Annotated in this window: 16 protein-coding genes; 3 read left to right on the top strand and 13 right to left on the bottom strand. The window is 51.3% G+C overall.

Annotation, left to right across the window (positions count from 1 at the left end; translation table 11 throughout):
• Positions 1 to 136: 136 nt before the first annotated feature.
• Positions 137 to 1,060: an ABC transporter substrate-binding protein gene (locus tag ACFWUL_RS04315; protein ID WP_416177911.1), complete on the top strand. Its 924-nt coding sequence runs from the start codon at positions 137 to 139 to the stop codon at positions 1,058 to 1,060.
• A gap of 441 nt (positions 1,061 to 1,501) precedes the next feature.
• On the opposite strand, the gene ACFWUL_RS04310 is transcribed toward ACFWUL_RS04315, so the two are convergent.
• From ACFWUL_RS04310 to ACFWUL_RS04300, 3 genes are all read right to left on the bottom strand, one after another.
• Positions 1,502 to 2,302 carry an ABC transporter ATP-binding protein gene (locus ACFWUL_RS04310; RefSeq protein ID WP_416177910.1) on the bottom strand — a complete coding sequence of 267 codons (801 nt, stop codon included), beginning with the start codon at positions 2,300 to 2,302 and terminating at the stop codon, positions 1,502 to 1,504.
• A complete protein-coding gene (locus ACFWUL_RS04305) occupies positions 2,302 to 3,306 on the bottom strand; it encodes a FecCD family ABC transporter permease (RefSeq protein WP_416177909.1) in 1,005 nt (334 codons plus the stop codon). Before ACFWUL_RS04305 ends, ACFWUL_RS04310 begins: the two co-directional genes overlap by 1 nt.
• A 1,188-nt stretch (positions 3,307 to 4,494) precedes the next feature.
• Positions 4,495 to 5,172 carry a transposase gene (locus ACFWUL_RS04300; protein ID WP_416177908.1) on the bottom strand — a complete coding sequence of 226 codons (678 nt, stop codon included), beginning with the start codon at positions 5,170 to 5,172 and terminating at the stop codon, positions 4,495 to 4,497.
• A gap of 124 nt (positions 5,173 to 5,296) precedes the next feature.
• Between ACFWUL_RS04300 and tnpB the strand changes: the two genes are divergently transcribed.
• A complete protein-coding gene (tnpB, locus tag ACFWUL_RS04295; protein ID WP_416177907.1) occupies positions 5,297 to 5,650 on the top strand; it encodes an IS66 family insertion sequence element accessory protein TnpB in 354 nt (117 codons plus the stop codon).
• A gap of 113 nt (positions 5,651 to 5,763) precedes the next feature.
• On the top strand, positions 5,764 to 7,326 hold the full coding sequence (gene tnpC / locus ACFWUL_RS04290; RefSeq protein WP_416177906.1) for an IS66 family transposase: 1,563 nt from the start codon (positions 5,764 to 5,766) through the stop codon (positions 7,324 to 7,326).
• Between the two features lie 75 nt (positions 7,327 to 7,401).
• Here the strand turns inward: tnpC and ACFWUL_RS04285 are convergent, their stop codons facing one another.
• The 10 genes from ACFWUL_RS04285 to cbiD all read right to left on the bottom strand — a co-directional run bounded on the left by ACFWUL_RS04285 (position 7,402) and on the right by cbiD (position 16,333).
• On the bottom strand, positions 7,402 to 8,001 hold the full coding sequence (locus ACFWUL_RS04285; protein WP_416177905.1) for an IS110 family transposase: 600 nt from the start codon (positions 7,999 to 8,001) through the stop codon (positions 7,402 to 7,404).
• A 91-nt stretch (positions 8,002 to 8,092) separates the two neighbouring features.
• Complete coding sequence (locus ACFWUL_RS04280; RefSeq protein ID WP_416176758.1) at positions 8,093 to 9,313, bottom strand: ISAzo13 family transposase; 1,221 nt, start codon at positions 9,311 to 9,313, stop codon at positions 8,093 to 8,095.
• A gap of 716 nt (positions 9,314 to 10,029) precedes the next feature.
• Complete coding sequence (locus tag ACFWUL_RS04275) at positions 10,030 to 10,689, bottom strand: precorrin-8X methylmutase (protein ID WP_297020241.1); 660 nt, start codon at positions 10,687 to 10,689, stop codon at positions 10,030 to 10,032.
• Entirely contained in the window at positions 10,667 to 11,476 is an 810-nt protein-coding gene (cobK, locus tag ACFWUL_RS04270) for a precorrin-6A reductase (protein WP_416177904.1), read from the bottom strand. Before cobK ends, ACFWUL_RS04275 begins: the two co-directional genes overlap by 23 nt.
• Positions 11,473 to 12,162 (bottom strand): precorrin-3B C(17)-methyltransferase, encoded by a 690-nt coding sequence (gene cobJ / locus ACFWUL_RS04265; protein ID WP_297020272.1) that lies wholly within the window; start codon positions 12,160 to 12,162, stop codon positions 11,473 to 11,475. Before cobJ ends, cobK begins: the two co-directional genes overlap by 4 nt.
• On the bottom strand, positions 12,159 to 13,253 hold the full coding sequence (locus ACFWUL_RS04260; RefSeq protein WP_297020244.1) for a cobalt-precorrin 5A hydrolase: 1,095 nt from the start codon (positions 13,251 to 13,253) through the stop codon (positions 12,159 to 12,161). The genes cobJ and ACFWUL_RS04260 overlap by 4 nt, the downstream gene beginning before the upstream one ends.
• Positions 13,250 to 14,026, bottom strand: coding sequence for a precorrin-4 C(11)-methyltransferase (cobM, locus tag ACFWUL_RS04255; protein ID WP_297020247.1), 777 nt, complete (start codon positions 14,024 to 14,026; stop codon positions 13,250 to 13,252). The genes ACFWUL_RS04260 and cobM overlap by 4 nt, the downstream gene beginning before the upstream one ends.
• Positions 14,027 to 14,037: 11 nt before the next feature.
• Positions 14,038 to 14,607 carry a precorrin-6Y C5,15-methyltransferase (decarboxylating) subunit CbiT gene (gene cbiT, locus ACFWUL_RS04250; RefSeq protein ID WP_297020249.1) on the bottom strand — a complete coding sequence of 190 codons (570 nt, stop codon included), beginning with the start codon at positions 14,605 to 14,607 and terminating at the stop codon, positions 14,038 to 14,040.
• Positions 14,607 to 15,233, bottom strand: coding sequence for a precorrin-6y C5,15-methyltransferase (decarboxylating) subunit CbiE (cbiE, locus tag ACFWUL_RS04245; RefSeq protein ID WP_297020252.1), 627 nt, complete (start codon positions 15,231 to 15,233; stop codon positions 14,607 to 14,609). The genes cbiT and cbiE overlap by 1 nt, the downstream gene beginning before the upstream one ends.
• A complete protein-coding gene (gene cbiD / locus ACFWUL_RS04240; protein WP_416177903.1) occupies positions 15,218 to 16,333 on the bottom strand; it encodes a cobalt-precorrin-5B (C(1))-methyltransferase CbiD in 1,116 nt (371 codons plus the stop codon). Before cbiD ends, cbiE begins: the two co-directional genes overlap by 16 nt.
• Positions 16,334 to 16,346 lie beyond the last annotated feature (13 nt).

Raw genomic sequence — 16,346 nt, 5'->3', positions numbered from 1 at the left:
ATATAGTATAAGAGATATTGCGTCTCTTATAGAAAGAAGGGACTGTGAAATCTTTTCACAGTCCCTTTTCTATCGGCACCAGGAAGAAGGAACGCCCCCTCTTCCCTGCCCTGTCTATTTTTATAAGGAGTACATCATGAAAAAAGTATTAGCAGCTATTGCAGCAGCAGCCCTGTGCCTCTCCCTTTCCGCCTGTGGATCCTCTACGGCAGGAAGCGCCAGCGGCATGAACTACACCTATAAAGACCAGACCATCACTGTGAAGGCCGCCCCCCAGCGTATCGTAGAGCTGTCGGCGCCGCTTCTCAATATGGCCTATGCTGTAGGCGGCACCTCCATTGCCCGTCCGGAAACTACGAGCCCCATTCCGGAAGAAGCAAAGTCCCTCCCCACCCTGGGCCATGTACAGAACATCAATATGGAAACCCTGGTAGGTATGAAGCCGGACCTGGTTCTTGGTGAAAAGAACCAGAACTCCAAGCTGGAATCCCTCCTGAAGAGCAATAACATTCCCTACGTACTCATCCAGTACGATGGCATCAACGATAACGTACCGCTCCTGAAATTCATGGGCCAGCTCTACAACAAGCAGAACCAGGCGGAAAAAGTAATTAAAACCTATGAGGACGGTGTAAAAGCGGTGGAAGACAAGGCCGCTGCCAAAACCCCGGCCAAAGTGGCGGTCCTCCGTGCCACCGGCAAAGATGTGACCGCGGAGACCCCGAAGTCCATCTGCGCTTCCATGGTGGAAATGCTGAAAATGGATAATGTCATCACAAGCCACAAGGACCTGAAGCTGGACAGCAAGACCGTCCCCTACTCCCTGGAACAGCTCTCCTCCGATGATCCGGACACCATCTTCATCGTCACCATGGGCAAACAGGACGAAATCAACAAGAAGCTGGACGAATCTATGAGAAACAACCCCTCCTGGGCCCACCTGAAGGCGGTACAGAATAACCACGTCTACTTCCTGGAACCGGATCTGTTCCTCATGAACCCCGGCATCAAGACCCCCCAGGCCATGGAGAAGCTCTATGAACTGGCCTATGGAGAATAAGAGCATCTGAGCGGCTTCTGCCCGTGTGGGGGCTTCTAGCTACTAGCGGCTAGCTGTCAGGAAAACTGGTCAGCGGCTTTGCTGCCTTATCCATCAATCCATCCTGCGGCTTTGCCGCGCTCCTTCTACAGGGGGGCAGCATACTCAGGGAATATCTCACATGAGACCGATTTCCTTTGTGATAATGCTGGTGCTCTGTCATCTGTAAGCTGATAGCTGTAAGCAAAAGAATAGATAATCCGCGGCGCTATATGAATTGTGCGCCGCACCACCCCTTCAGCCACCTCAGTCACTTCAAGCCACCTTAGCCCTCTATATGCCGCAGGGCTGCCCGGCTTTCCTAAAAGCTAACAGCTAGAAGCCTCCGCGTGTTCGAGCGTACACCCCAAAACATCACCATGCAAAAAAGATGCTGTGAACTCATCATTCACAGCATCTTTTTTATTCCTCTTTATCCAAAAGCCCGTTAATACAGATACTGGGCCTTCCTTTTCTCATTTCCACATCCGCGTCCACGTCGAAGACTTCCGCAATGGCCTCGTGGGTCATGACCTCCATAGGCGGACCGCTTCTCTGGATGATTCCGTGTTCCAGCACCAGAAGGTCCGTGGAATACCGGACGGCCTGGTTGATTTCATGAAGCACCATGACCACCGTCAGGTTTTCATCGCGATTCAGCTTCGATACCAGCTCCATCACTTCCAGCTGGTGGCAGATATCAAGGTATGTAGTCGGTTCATCAAGAATCAGGATCTTCGGTTCCTGGGCCAGGGCCATGGCAATCCACACCCTCTGCCGCTCACCGCCGGACAGGCTGGCCGCCAGGCGGTCCTTCAGGTGGATGGTATTGGTCTTTTCCATGACCTCCTTCACCACTTCCCTGTCCCTGGTGGAAACGCCGCTCCACCAGTGCTGGTATGGGTACCGGCCGCAGGACACCAGTTCCTCACTGGTCATATCCTTCGGCACTTCATGGAACTGGGGCAGGAATGCCACCACCCGGGCCAATTCTCCGGTAGAATAGGACTCCAGTGGCCGCCCTGCGATTTCAATGGAACCACTCTGGGGCTTCAGATTTCCTGTCACCGTCTTTAAAAGAGTGGACTTACCACAGCCGTTCCGTCCAAGGAATGTCACAATGCTTCCCTTTCTGATGACTCCGGAAGCTCCTTTCAGAACCTGGTGGTCACCAAAGGTCACATGGATATCATTGATTTTAATTGCAATATCATTGTCAGCCATTATGCACTCCTCCTCAGCAGGTACAGGAAGAACGGTGCACCCAGAAAGGCCATGATAATGCCGGCCGGAATTTCAATCGGTGAGAAGAGCACACGGCCCAGGGTATCGCAGAATACGAGGACTCCGGCACCAAGAATAGCAGAACCCGGTACTACATACTTATAGTCCGTACCGATGATAAGGCGTACAATATGGGGCACCACAAGGCCTACGAATCCAATGAGTCCTGCAATACTGACAGCTCCCGCTGCCAGGAGCGCCGCCACGGCGGTCATGGAGAACCGGACCTTTTCTACCGGCACCCCAAGGCCCCGGGCAGTTTCATCACCAAGGGACAGAATGGTCAGCGCTTTGCAACCTGCCAGCGCCAGCACAAGACCCAGCACCGTATAAGGGAAGAGAGCCTCCACCTGGGGCCAGCTTCTTGCAGAAAGGCCGCCTACCATCCAGAGAAGAGCACCCTGCACTTTATCGGAGTAGAATACAAGGAGCGCAGAAATGCCGCTGCCCAGGAAGGCGGATACCGCCACGCCGGCCAGGATAATACGGCTGGGCCGGATCCCATTCTTCCAGGCCAGGGCATACACTGCCGCCGCCGACAGCATGGCACCCACAAAGGCAACCGGCGTCAGGAGCAGGGACGCCTCTGGCATGAAAATCAGCATAATGACCCCTGCCAGGCCGGCGCCACTGGAAACGCCCACGATTCCCGGATCAGCCAGGGGGTTCTTCATCACCGCCTGCAGGATGGCCCCGGACACCGCCAGGTTTGCCCCTACCAGGGCGCCTACGATGTTTCTGGGGAACCGGATATTCCAGATCACCATTTCATCGGTGGACTCCACATGGCCCATGAGTGTATGCATGATGGTGTTAAACGAAATATCCGCGGACCCGAAAATCAGGCTGAACACCATGGCAAACACAGTAAAAGCGGCAAAAATAAAGATGATAAAAATGCGCAGTCCCTTACTTTTGCCGGTTTCCTCCCGTTTTTCTTCCATTACCATTCCTCCTTCGTCTGATATCCAAAGCAGAATCAGTATTTAATGTGTCTTCACTTCCTGCTAATTTAATGATATCAAACATACTGTTTATACTTAATTATAGCATTTTGAAATTCGAATACAAGACTGGGAAAAGAGAAAGTGCGAAAATGCGATGGCTGAAGGGAATGGCTTTGGCCTGGGGCCAGGGCTACGTCCTGCGGACAGGGCTGTGACTCCATCATGGCTAAGGCTGCCGACTGGGCTCAAGGAAGGAGTATAGATTCTGGGCCTTGGGGGGCGGTAAGTGGCTGAGGTGACTGAAGTGACTGAGGTGGCTAAGGGGAAGGTGGCGGCGCTGATGAGATTGAGGTCGAGACCGAGATCGAGGGCATCCGCCTGCGGCGCTCTCATCAGCTAACCTCCGTCGCCTGACGGCGCCACCGACGGTCGGGCTCTAAGGTGCTCGCTTAGTGTGCAGGCTATGCTCGCATAAGAGCCCGGCTCGAAGGTCCTCTGCAGGACCTTCGCCTTCCCAGGGAAGGAGGCTAACGATTCGCGGCGAAGCCGCAGTTAGCCCCTAACGACTCTGCACAAATAGCGTGCAAATGACTCAGCAGGAGGCTCTCTTCTCAGAAGAGAGCTGCCCACCGGGCTGAGAGATGGTGATGGAATCGACCCGCAGGGCCCATCAGAATCCCTCTGTCACTTCGTGACATCCTCCGGCCGGGCCACAAAAGGAAGACGCCTTAGTGTGCAGTAAAGGCGTCAACTTGGGCCCGGCTCAAGGGTCCTATGCAGGACACCTCGCCTTCCCGAGGAAGGCGGCCAACGACCAGCAGTTTCACTGCACTATCTGACACTACCCATAACTCGTCATCTCGAGCGGTGTGAACATGCTAAATGACTCTTCATATAAAAATCGCTACAGCCACGAAGAGTCGAGAGCCTGCTAACATAAAGTCAAGCCTTTTTTTGTAAATTTTTTTGGCCCTGTTTGCTACACGCCAAAAGCCCACCATTTCAGGTGGGAATAATTTAGCTTATATTAATTTCCACAGTAATTCAGCCTAATGCCGCTAAACTTGCTCTTACTTCATCTTGGACTACATTGGGCCATGTGAGACTAAATCAGATAAAGGCATGGAAAACTGCCCTGACCTGATTTAGACTACACGATTCACTCAATCTGGGCTATATGACTTTTTACGCAGTTTTGGATACATTCATCTGACCTGCTGACGTATTATCTTGAATAAACGATGAATTCTGTTTATTTTGCATATAATCACGTACTGTACCGTAATAGATCCTCAGGAATTTATTCGCACCAGCTGTCATATAAACAAGATATTTCTTACCTTCACTGCGCTTTTTCACTATAAAGTCATATACCCGGTCTCCTTGAGGTTTTCTGGCCAGCTTTGATGTCATGATCAGGTATAATGCCCGCCGAAGTTCCGGTGACCCGATTTTTGTGGCTCGAGAGCTTTTCGGCTTGTCGTCACCTGATTCATGCTTTTTGGGGTCAACACCGGCGAACGCAGTTATCTGGCTGCGCTTGGTGAATCTGGTGACATCTCCCAATTCTCCCATAATGATGGGCCCTGTTACCTCACCAACACCGTCCATCTTCATGACTGCCGGATATTCCGGGAGCTGAGATGCCAGCTGGTTCATATGCTCCTTGGTATCTTGGATAGTCTCAAGAAGTTCGTTTATTGCATTGACGGCTATCTGTATAGTTTTCTTTATATTCATGCTCTTAGGTATAGCAGCCAGTGCCTTTTTTGCCCAGTTCATGATGTCTTCAGCTTTATCTTCACTGAATTCATAACCATGCTTCTGACACCATTTGCAATACCGGTTAGAAAATGCATTCATAGACATTTTTCTGATGCAGTCAACATGCCACCAGGTATTGTAAGCGCAAAATAAAATGATGGATTTTATCTATCCATTGGAAATGAGATAATACCTACAAGTTCAACGACTGGAGGTATTACTCATGGATATTCAACTAACTGCCGACCGGGTTTACCTGGCCGGCGGCTACACGGATATGCGAAAATCCATTGACGGATTATCCGCTGTGGTTTCACAACAATATGATCTGAATCCGTTCCTTCCATCACTGTTCCTGTTCTGTGGAAGAAGACGGGACCGGATCAAAGGTCTCCTCTGGCAGGGTGATGGTTTCGTTCTGCTTTACAAGCGTATTGAGAGCGGAAGCTTTCAGTGGCCAAGGAAATCGGCTTCCCTGATTGAGCTTTCCCCACAGCAATACCGCTGGCTTATGGAGGGGCTTGCCATCATCCAACCTCGGGCCGTGAAGGTCATTCACCCCCGCTGCAGCGTATGAAATCTGCATGCTAAAACAGTCGAAAAAGCTAGATTTTATCGAGCTTTTTCGACTGTTTTATGGTATAATAAATACATGAAATTTCGGTTGTTTTTATAGAATTGAGTGTACCCATGACAGACCGCCGTGAGCAGGAATTACTAGATAGAATTGCAAAACTGGAAAAGGACAAAGCGGCTTTATTAGCTACAGTGAAATTACTTCAGCAGGCCCGTTTTGGTTCTAAATCGGAACGCCGGACTGATCCGGATAAAGATGCCGCCTATCCCAGCATCTTTAATGAGGCGGAAACAGAGGCCAAGCCCAGTGTCAAGGAACCGGAGCTTGAAACGACTGCGGTTAAAGGCTATGAACGAAAGAAAAAGAGCAAGTCAGCATCTGTTAAGAACTTGCTGGAATCCCTTCCTGAAGACTGCATTGAGAACATAGACATTGACCTGGATTCGGACCAGAAAGTCTGTGACATCTGTGGAAATAAGCTGTCTCCTATAGGCAGGGAGCTTGTTAATACTCAGATTGAGTTTGTTCCGCCAAAGCTTATCTGCAGGCGTTACTTCCAGATATCTTATGAATGCAGGAATTGCCGGAAGAATGACGAACCGCATATTGTGAAGCCGGCAGTGCCCAAGCCTCCGATTCCCCATTCCTTTGCTTCACCTTCTGCCATTGCCCATGTGATGATGCAGAAGTACGGATTAGCCGTACCGCTGAATCGTCAGGAGCGGGAGTGGAAGCAGCTGGGATTGCCTCTCAGCAGGGCAACTCTGGCCAACTGGATTATTATTTCTTCAAATGAGTACCTGAAACCCTTGTGGGACTACATGCATGGTCTCCTTCTCAAAGAAGCCTGTCTGCATGCAGATGAGACTCCGGTACAGGTACTCAATGAAAAAGGACGTAAGAATACCAGCAAATCCTATATGTGGGTCTTTACCAGTGGAGAGTATGAACCATTACATAATATCCGCCTGTTCCAGTACAGTCCGACCAGAAAAGGATCCAATGCCTCGGAATTCCTTAAAGGATTTACCGGTTACCTCCAAACGGATGACTATTCCGGATACAACCAGGTAACCGAAGTTACCCGCTGCCTCTGCTGGGCCCATGCAAGACGAAAGTATGTAGAAGCAGAAACAGCAAAGCAGGATGAATCTTCCGTAAGTCTGGCTGGCGAAGGGCTGGGCTGCATACGCGAACTGTTTAAAATTGAAAAAGAACTGCGTGACCTTACTCCTGAGGAGAGAAAGGCACAAAGACTTGAAAAGGAAAAGCCGGTGCTCGACGCCTACTGGAAGTGGGTAGAAAGCAGCCGGGACAAAGTCCTTCCAAAATCCAAGATCAGCCAGGCTTTGAACTACTCCCTGACTAACAAGGAGCAGCTTGAAACCTATTTGCAAGATGGCAGGTGTGCTATATCCAACAACATTGCGGAAAACAGCATACGTCCTTTTACCGTGGGCCGGAAAAACTGGCTCTTTTCAGCGAGCCCGAAAGGTGCTGAAGCCAGTGCCTGCGTATACAGTATTATTGAAACCTGCAAGGCCAATAATATAGATCCGGAAAAGTACCTGATCTACATACTCACCGGGATGCCCAATGAAGAGCATCTCAAAGGTGAGGCAGTATTAGAGAAGTACATGCCCTGGAACACTGTAGTTCAGGAATCCTGCAAATAACATAAAGCCCGAAAGCTTATAGTATGATTATTCTATAACTTTCGGGCTTTTTCAATACACTCTTTTATTTGGCGCTTACCAGGTATTCACAAAATCTACCCATTTCAAGTGTCCATTCTGATTGGGGTTGCTTGAGAACAGCTTGTTCACTCCTGGGCAGGTGAGATCGGTAAGGGACAGCAGATTATTGGTAAATGTCACACATTCATCAGTATATAGTTTGTACTGCCGCTCACATTCTTTGAGGCATTCCCTTTTAGAATCCATCTGACTAAAGGGCCTCCTCTCCTTATTCCAGTATTGAATTCCATACCTTGCAATTTTCTGCGCATCTATCGAGTCTGTCTTCGGTTTACGAAGAGAATCGTCATGAAAGTCTGCAAGAAGCTTCGGATTCACCGTATACACGGTATATCCGTCCTTCTGAAGACTACTCGCAAGGCCGAGGTGGTATCGACCGGTACATTCCATGTAGATTCTCAATGTACCATTAGCCTTGTACTGGTCAAGCTTTCTCTCCAAAAACCTGAGGCCCAGTAAGTCATGATCAATCGTAAATGGCTTCGACGGAGACTTGTCTCCTGCACGAAAAAAAGAAACCGTGCTATGTCCTTTTGAAACATCGATACCTACAGACACTTTCACAGTTTCATTACATTTAGATAATCCCATCATAATGCGCCTCTTTACTACAAAAGAACAATGTACAGACTCCAGCAATTCCCTGATGCCTATCCTATCTACTAAGGATCTGTGCATTATTAAGCTATTCATATGATGGCCTGATGACATAATTCCAATCAGGATGAAATTCATTTCTTAGCAGATTAATGCCAGCAAATTCCTTGTCAGAAACTTTAGTGCCTTTAGGGTAGACTGCGGTATCCGCTTTACACCGAACCACAAGCCCATTATCGGTAGTTGTTGAAGCGATCAGATTAACGATAATTTCAAGCGTTTCCAAAGGACGGCCTCGCCAGTTCTTTGTAATTTGGCTGAATAGTCGATGCTCTATTTTATTCCATTTGGATGTTCCGGGCGGGAAGTGGCAGACTTCGATTTCAAGGCCACTTTCATCAGCAAATTTTTGCAGCTCAAATTTCCAAAGCCGGCTATGGCTTCCATTGCTTCCACCACCATCTGCCGTAATTAACAGACGGGTTGCTTCAGGATATCGTGGTTTACCCATCTCATCCCACCAGGAGCGGATCGAATTCACTGCGAACTGCGCAGTATCTGAGCCTACTCCCACATTCACAAACCCTTCATTGGCTGCAATATCGTAAACGCCGTAAGGAGCAGCTTTTCCCTTGTCAGGAAGAGGAAAGTCATGGTCAAGAACGTTTACCGGATTTCCTTTTTTGGCATATTCGGCTCCGCTATTTTTGAAATTTCCAATGTTTTCCTTTTTCTTACAGTCTATGGAAATAACAGGAAACCCGTTTTCCATGTATTCTTCAGCAGTTTCGTTGATGTGCCGGAACTGTGCGTCCCTGTCTGGGTGCTGACTTCCAACCTGGTTCATTTTTTGATTGATTTGGAGGCTGTAACCCATATCTTTCAAGAGGTATCCGATTTTACGATATTTAATCTTATAACCACGGGCATTCATTTCCGCTTCGAGGTTACGCAGGCTCTTTGTCGTCCAACGCAAAGGTCCTTGGGGATCTCCAAAAGTGGAATTTTCCATAAGGCTTTCAAGTGCTTCTATAATTCCCGGCTGAGTAACCTCTATGGGCTTACGACCGCCGCCTTCCCTTCGGATACGAGGGGAAGGTGCATCTTGAGATAAATAGGGATGTTCAGAATTCAGATCTTTTATGCCATTCGTTATGGTTACTCGGGATACGCCAGTGGCTTTGCTGATAGCAGTAATTCCACCGTGGCCGAGTGCTTCGGCTTCAGAGGCCAGATATACTCGTTTCTGCGCCTCGTTAAGCAGTGGAAGCATCTTATTGATTTTATCTACAGGGACTTCTTTAACCATGCTGATTTCCTCCTTGGCATCAGCATAGCATTTTTTACACTTTTAATCAATTAAAATGTAAATATTGTTTGTGCACAATTCCTAAGGTACATGAACTTGGTCATAAGATGACCAGATCCGCCTGCTTAAAACGGACGCTGTACCAGGATGCCGGAAGACGGGCTCTCGAGCGAACGGTGATGTTCCAGATCTTCCCAGTCCATCCATTGCATCTCTATTGTACAGCTTCAACAACAAGGCAGTTAAGAGCTGCTAGCTGGACATCTCCTAACCGAACTCCATTGTAGTAGATCTCTTTGGTAAATGCTTGTGACGGTGTTACAACCCCGATGGTGTTTGAAAAGCCCAGTATTCCCGTACGCAAGAAAGATTTCTCCACTCCTCTAAGCTTCAGGAGTATTAAACGATAGAGTCCTCAGTTCTGTGTACCGCCGGTCGAAATGACGATACCTGGTTAGAGACAATCAGAAAAAAACTAACGATTAGCGGCTGGCGCCGCAGGCGGACCATCTTTCCTGGAAGCTAACAGCTAGCAGCTAGAAGCCCCCGCCCGTTCACTCGCCGTCCAGCCATTCGTCACCAGCCCGCAGGGCCCAACCAACTCAAGGCTCAAGGCTCAAGGCTGAAGGCTCAAAGCCCCACCCGTTCACACACCATTCAGCCAACACAGTCAAATAAAAAACAGCCCCCATGGAGGCTGCTTTTTAAGTCTATGATTATTTCTTCCCCTGTACGTAGAGCATGTTGTCCCGTTTTACGAGGTTGTACATGAGTGCGTTTACGCAGGAAGCGACGATGGAGCTGCCGCCTTTTGTACCGCGAACGGTGATGTAGGGGCAGGGAGCCCGGCGGACGAGCTGTTCCTTGGAATCGGCGGCGCCAACGAATCCTACGGGGATACCGATGATGAGGGCCGGACGGATGCCGTCTTCTTCCACCATCCGCATGGCTTCATAGAGGGCAGTGGGCGCATTGCCTACGGCGATGATAGAGCCGTTCAGGTCGGTGCCGAAGGAGTTCATGGCTGCCATGGAACGGGCGATGTTCTTTTCTTTCGCAATCTTTGCGATTTCCGGATCCGCCACACGGCAGAATACTTCTCCCCCCAGGGCTGCCAGGGCTCTCTTGTTGATGCCCGCTTTTACCATATTCACATCGCAGTAAATATTGCATCCCCCTGCCAGAGCTTTAATGCCCGCTTCCACAGCTCCTTCGCTGGTGCGGATGAGGTGGCCGTAGTCCACGTCGCCGGATGCATGGATCATGCGGGAGTACACAGTTACTTCTTCCGGCGTAAGGTCGATATCACTTATGAATGGATCGATGAGGTCCATACTCTTTTCTTCAATGGCTCTAGGGTTTTTTATGAAATCCATAATGTTCCTCCATATAGTCCAGAACGTCCTTCGTATTATCAAATACGGGGACCCCTGTGAGTTTTGCTTTTGGTTTATCGATAACGATGACAGAAATGCCGGCATCCATGGCTGCTTTCAGCTTCGTATCGCTGCCGCCGATGAGGCCGCTGTTCTTTGTCACCATGACGTCTGCCTTATAGTCCTTAATCATGGCCAGGTTCATTTCATAGGAGAAAGGGCCCTGGATGGCCAGGATATTTTTTGCCTTCAGTCCCAGATCTTCACACATTCTGATGACATTAGAAACCGGAAGCACCCGGGCCCAGATGGTCTTCCCCTGAAGCGATGGTGCATGGACAAAGGTGGCCAGGGTCTTGGAACCGGTGGTCAGAAGAATGCTCTCCCCCAGTTTTCCTGCCAGATCCGCTGCTTCAAATTCATCCTTTGCATGGTACAGCTTGTCGTAGGCGGGAAGCGGGTATTCCGCCCGTTCATAGCGGACGTAATCGATACCCGTTTCTTTGCAGGCATCGTAGGCGGTTTCGGAAACAATGGCCGCATAGGGATGGCTGCAGTCCAGGATCAGGGTGACTCCCTTTTCCCGGATCACCCGGACCATGTCTTCCTTCTTGAACCGGCCCACTTCGATATCCAGTCCCTTATGGGCGGCCAGCACTTTTCCGTACTGGCTCACTACGGTCATGAGAATGTCGTGGCGCTTACCTTCCGGCATGGCCATGGCCCGGTCCGCCAGCTCCGCCCCGATTTCCCGGCCGTCTTGGGTGCCCGATATAATCCAGATCAAACCCGGTACCCCCTTGGTGTAATCATCTTCCCGTCAGCCACGTAGGTGTTGCTGTTGCCGATAATGACGGTGGACTGCATATCCACCTCTTCCTGGGGCAGTTTTTCCAGGTTGCTAATGGTGACCGTCATGCCCGGGCGGCCTGCTTTTCTCACGATGCCCACCGGTGTTTCAGGCTTACGGAACTGGAGCACAATATCTCGGATCTGGTCCAGGTACGTAGCCCGGCCCCGGCTCTTGGGGTTGTAGATAGCGATGACGAAATCCCCTTCTGCTGCCAGCCGGGCTCTTTTCTTGATGAGGTCCCAGGGGGTCATGAGATCGGAAAGGCTGATGACCGCATAGTCATGCATGAGAGCAGCGCCGAGGGCCGCTGCGGAGGTATTGGCCGCAGTAAGGCCCGGGATGATTTCGCATTCCGGCCGTTTATCCTTCGGTACCTTCTGGAGCAGTTCCAGTACGAGCCCCGCCATGCCATAGACGCCGGGGTCCCCGGAAGAAATGACGGCTACCCGGTGCCCCTCTACGGCCAGATCCACCGCCTTCTGGCAGCGGTCCACTTCCTGACGCATGCCATTGCCGACGACTTCCTTTCCCTGGATCATATCCCGGACCAGAGCGATATAGGTATTGTATCCGACAATGATATCGGAATCATTCATTCCATTGATGGCCCGAGGGGTCATTTCTTCCCGATGGCCCGGTCCGATACCGATGACCCGGATAAACCCAGGGCGATTGACACCGTCGTGCTGACGAACTTCGTTTTCGGCAGAAGCGTTTTTCCCTTCATTGATTCCATTAACGCTGCTGATTGACATACGTTTCCCACTCCTATCGTGTTCTCTACAAATTTTGAAATCGGCATTTCCACTTCTTCCGTAATCCGTTTCAGCTCCTCAGCTTTGTAAAAATGGATGGGAAGATGGTTATGCGAAGCAAAGTCCAGAAGCCCCTTTTCATCGGCCTTCGCATCCACGCTGGCCAAAGAGGCTACCTGGTAGTCACAGGCCCCCGCCATAGCCAGGGCTTTGTGGAAGGCATCGGAAATAAGGTTTTCCGGGGTCCCCCGTTTGCATCCGATACCGACGAAAAGATTCTTCGGCCGGAGGCATACAAAGGGCTTTCTTACATGAATTTTTTTATCAGAAATAATGATGCAGCCATCGAAGGTTTCTTCATCCAGTTCCGAAAGGGGACGGAAGGAAATGCCCTTCTTTGAAAGCCTCTCCCCTATGGAAGAAGCACCATCGGTTTCTTCATCCAGAAACCAGGCTACCTTCTTTCCCTCAGCGATGAAGCTGTTCACCGGCTTCAGGGCTCCCAGCGGTTCCACCCGCATCATGAGTTCCCGGGCCACATCATCCGGCGCCCGCCGCTGGTGGACGTCGGTGGCTGTGGTGATAACAGGGTCCGCTCCCACGGCAGAGGATACCTCCCGGCACCAGGCATTGGCGCCGCCCAGGTGGCCGGAGAGGAGGGAAATACAGTGTTTCCCGCATTCATCCATCACCAGCACCGCCGGGTCCGAAGCCTTGCTCACCACGTGGGGGGCAATGGCCCTCACCGCAATGCCCGAGGCCATGATGAAAAGGAGGCCGTCGTATTTCGTAAATATGTCTGAAGTCAGGGCCAGGGTGCGGTTGAAGTACTCCGCTTCTTTCCCGCTTTCCGACCCCTTCCGTTCATACAGCGTCCCTGCTCCGGAAATGCCCGCTTTCACCCGGGCCCCAAGCCTGGCCCCTTCGGAAGACACTGAAATCACGGCGTATTTCATTTTTCATCGGTCCCTTTACGGAACATGGTGGTGAATTTGCTGTCATAGAGCTTGGACAGGTCATAGTCTGTATCCAGCACTTTGCCCACCACGATCATGGCCTGACGTACCACGCCGGCCTTGTGGAGAATATCGGCAATGGTATCGATGGTGCCACGGAAAATCCGCTGGTCCGGCCAGGTAGCCCTTGCCACAATAGCCACCGGCGTATCTCCCGGATAGCCTCCTTCCTTCAGGGTTGCCATGACCTTTTCAATGGCATGGACCGAGAGGAAAATGCACATGGTGGCCTGATGGGCTGCCAGGAGGGAGAGCTTCTCCTTTGCCGGCACCGGTGTGCGGCCTTCCATACGGGTAATGATGACAGTCTGGGAAATGCCGGGCAGCGTATATTCCTGCTTCAGCGCTGCAGCGGTAGCCAGGAAAGAGCTCACCCCCGGTACCACTTCGAAGTCTTCCTCCGGGATACCGGCAGCCCGAAGGCCATCCATCTGTTCCTGGATGGCTCCATAAATAGCGGGGTCCCCGGTGTGTACACGGGCTACCAGCTTTCCTGCTTTCAGGGCTTCGATTTCCACTGCCAGCACTTCATCCAGGTTCATGGTGGCGCTATTGTAAATTTCTGCATCCTTTTTTCCGTACTTCAGGATTTCCGGATTCACGAGAGAACCGGCATAGATGATTACATCCGCTTCCCCGATGATCCGCTGTCCCTTCACTGTAATCAGTTCCGGATCTCCAGGACCGGCACCGATGAAATAAAGTTTCCCCATTGTAATCCTCCTCAAATTTTTTCTGCTGTAAAAATGAATACCGGGCTCAAGGGATTATACAGATGATAATGCCCCAGTTTCCGGAGTCTGTTGATCTGCATCTGGAATCCTTCCAGCCGGAATGGCCGGCCTTCGAATTCCTTCACAATTTCACCGGTGGTCTCTGCGGTCACCGCCGTCAGCACGATGCGTCCCCCTTTGGAAAGGAGCGTCTCCGCCCGGTTCAGTATTTCATGCATGTTGCCGCTGGACCCGCCGATGATAATTACATCCAGCGGCGGAAGACCATCCATGGCGTCCGGTGCCACCCCCTTAATGGGATGGATATTGGAACACCCGAATTTTTCAGCGTTTTCCCTGATGAGCTGAATGCCTTCCGGATTTCGTTCAATGGAATACACATCCCCCTTCGAAGCAGCCAGAGCCGCTTCAATGGAAATGGATCCTGTACCTGCACCGATGTCGGCCACCGTATCCCCAGGCTGAATGTCAGCCTGCACCATGACCATGGCCCGGATTTCCGCTTTCGTCATCGGTACCTTTCCCCGAATAAACTCCTCATCTCTGATACCAAATTTCATTACCCTATCACCACCATTACGGACTCACCAAAACCATCGAGACTTCGCATGTCTTCCAGAGTGGACTCCGATACATGCTGGTTCTCATAGGAAATATGCTCACAGGCCGCCGCCTTTGTGGAAGCAGGCCAGCCGTGGTCTATCAGATAACCGGCAATGTAGGCGGGATTGTGCTCATGGTCCGTCAGGAATGCCAGTTTTCTCCCTTTCACATAGGATGTATCCTTCTCATCGGGAATCCTGCCATGGAAAGAAAGCCAGGAGCCTCCCTGCCAGGCTTCACCGATGAGGCAGAATGCAGCCTGCACCGAGGAAATTCCCGGTATTACCTCCACAGGGATGGAAGGAAATTTCTTCTTCAGCCAGGGCAGGAGGCTGTAAAAGCCGGGATCCCCGCTCACCATGACCACTACGTCATCCTTTTGGATGGCCTGTTCCAGCCATTCCGCCAGAAGGGAAAGCTTTCCCGTAACGGGGTACGTTTCCTGCCCTTCCCCGGCATAGTCCGCAAGGGCCCGGCGGCCGCCTGCAAGGTAATGGGCATGCTCGATGGCCAAAAGGGCTTTGGGAAGGATGTAGTCCCTTCCCCCCGGCCCAATGCCGGCTACAATTATTTTATGATCCATTTATTTTCTTCCAGAATCTCCTTTGCATGGCTCGACATGGCCTGGATGGTGCCATCCATGGCCGCGAAGATAACGCCCACCTTCGACTTCCCGAAGATGTACCGCTCCGAGCGGACCTGGGCCCGTTCCGCCATCTGGCCGTACACCATATCCAGGTGTTCCCGGTGAATGATGATGGCTGCGCCGTCGGTGGTATTGCAGTCCAGGATTTCCTTCACCACCGCCGGAGAAGCCCCGTTCATGGCAGCATAGGCAGCCATGGTCTCCATGCGGCCATCGCTGTTCCGGTTGTAGGTATGGAAACTGCCGGACGCCACCTTTACCAGCTTACCCATGTGTCCGATGAGCAGCATTTTGTCGAATCCCCGGGCAATGCACTGCTCCATCATGAAGCCGATAAAATTGCTGGTCTCGATGATGGCTCCTTCAGGGATGCCCATAATTTTCGCCGCATTTTCACCAATCCGGCCGGGGCAGAGTACGGCCGTCCGGAATCCCGATGCCCATACTACCGGTACCTGGGGCGCCAGGGACCGCTTGTAAGCATCTTCACTCATAGGCTTTACGATACCCGTAGTACCAAGGACAGAAATACCGCCCTTCACGCCGATGGAAGGATTCAATGTCTGTTTAGCCAGCTCCTCCCCCTTTGGGATAGAAACGGTAACGGTGCATCCCTTGTCCCGACCCACCAGGTCTTCATAGACGTACCGCATCATGATCTGGGGGCCCGGATTAATGGCGGGCTTTCCCACCGGCACCTGGAGCCCCGGACGGGTCACCGTGCCGACACCCTTACCGGCCTTCAGCACCATCCCCGGTGTATCGTTGAGCTCCACAGTCACCACGATGGGAGTCCCATTCGTGCAGTCCAGGTCGTCCCCCGCATCCTTGATGCAGGTGGCGGTCCCTGTATTTCCCTCTGCCGAAGCAGACTCCACGGGAATTGTGATTTCCTGTCTCTGGGGAGACAGCACGGTCACTTCCTTTGGAAATTCTCCTCTTATGGCAAGGATGGCTGCCTTCATGGCTCCCGTGGCCGTAGCCCCGGTGGTATGGCCTTCCCGCAGCACCTTGCCTATCATTTCCTCCGGTTTCAAACTATGCACTTCC

The sequence above is a fragment of the Dialister sp. genome (assembly GCF_047832375.1).
Classification (GTDB): domain Bacteria; phylum Bacillota; class Negativicutes; order Veillonellales; family Dialisteraceae; genus Dialister.
This window is presented reverse-complemented; position numbering and strand designations above follow the sequence as displayed.

Bases quoted from the DNA above. Each gene is read 5' to 3' on its own strand.
- ACFWUL_RS04315 (WP_416177911.1), top strand. From the start codon at position 137: ATGAAAAAAGTATTAGCAGCTATTGCAGCAGCAGCCCTGTGCCTCTCC.
- ACFWUL_RS04310 (WP_416177910.1), bottom strand. From the start codon at position 2,302: ATGGCTGACAATGATATTGCAATTAAAATCAATGATATCCATGTGACC.
- ACFWUL_RS04305 (WP_416177909.1), bottom strand. From the start codon at position 3,306: ATGGAAGAAAAACGGGAGGAAACCGGCAAAAGTAAGGGACTGCGCATT.
- ACFWUL_RS04300 (WP_416177908.1), bottom strand. From the start codon at position 5,172: ATGAATGCATTTTCTAACCGGTATTGCAAATGGTGTCAGAAGCATGGT.
- tnpB (WP_416177907.1), top strand. From the start codon at position 5,297: ATGGATATTCAACTAACTGCCGACCGGGTTTACCTGGCCGGCGGCTAC.
- tnpC (WP_416177906.1), top strand. From the start codon at position 5,764: ATGACAGACCGCCGTGAGCAGGAATTACTAGATAGAATTGCAAAACTG.
- ACFWUL_RS04285 (WP_416177905.1), bottom strand. From the start codon at position 8,001: ATGATGGGATTATCTAAATGTAATGAAACTGTGAAAGTGTCTGTAGGT.
- ACFWUL_RS04280 (WP_416176758.1), bottom strand. From the start codon at position 9,313: ATGGTTAAAGAAGTCCCTGTAGATAAAATCAATAAGATGCTTCCACTG.
- ACFWUL_RS04275 (WP_297020241.1), bottom strand. From the start codon at position 10,689: ATGGATTTCATAAAAAACCCTAGAGCCATTGAAGAAAAGAGTATGGAC.
- cobJ (WP_297020272.1), bottom strand. From the start codon at position 12,162: ATGACCCCTCGGGCCATCAATGGAATGAATGATTCCGATATCATTGTC.
- ACFWUL_RS04260 (WP_297020244.1), bottom strand. From the start codon at position 13,253: ATGAAATACGCCGTGATTTCAGTGTCTTCCGAAGGGGCCAGGCTTGGG.
- cobM (WP_297020247.1), bottom strand. From the start codon at position 14,026: ATGGGGAAACTTTATTTCATCGGTGCCGGTCCTGGAGATCCGGAACTG.
- cbiT (WP_297020249.1), bottom strand. From the start codon at position 14,607: ATGAAATTTGGTATCAGAGATGAGGAGTTTATTCGGGGAAAGGTACCG.
- cbiE (WP_297020252.1), bottom strand. From the start codon at position 15,233: ATGGATCATAAAATAATTGTAGCCGGCATTGGGCCGGGGGGAAGGGAC.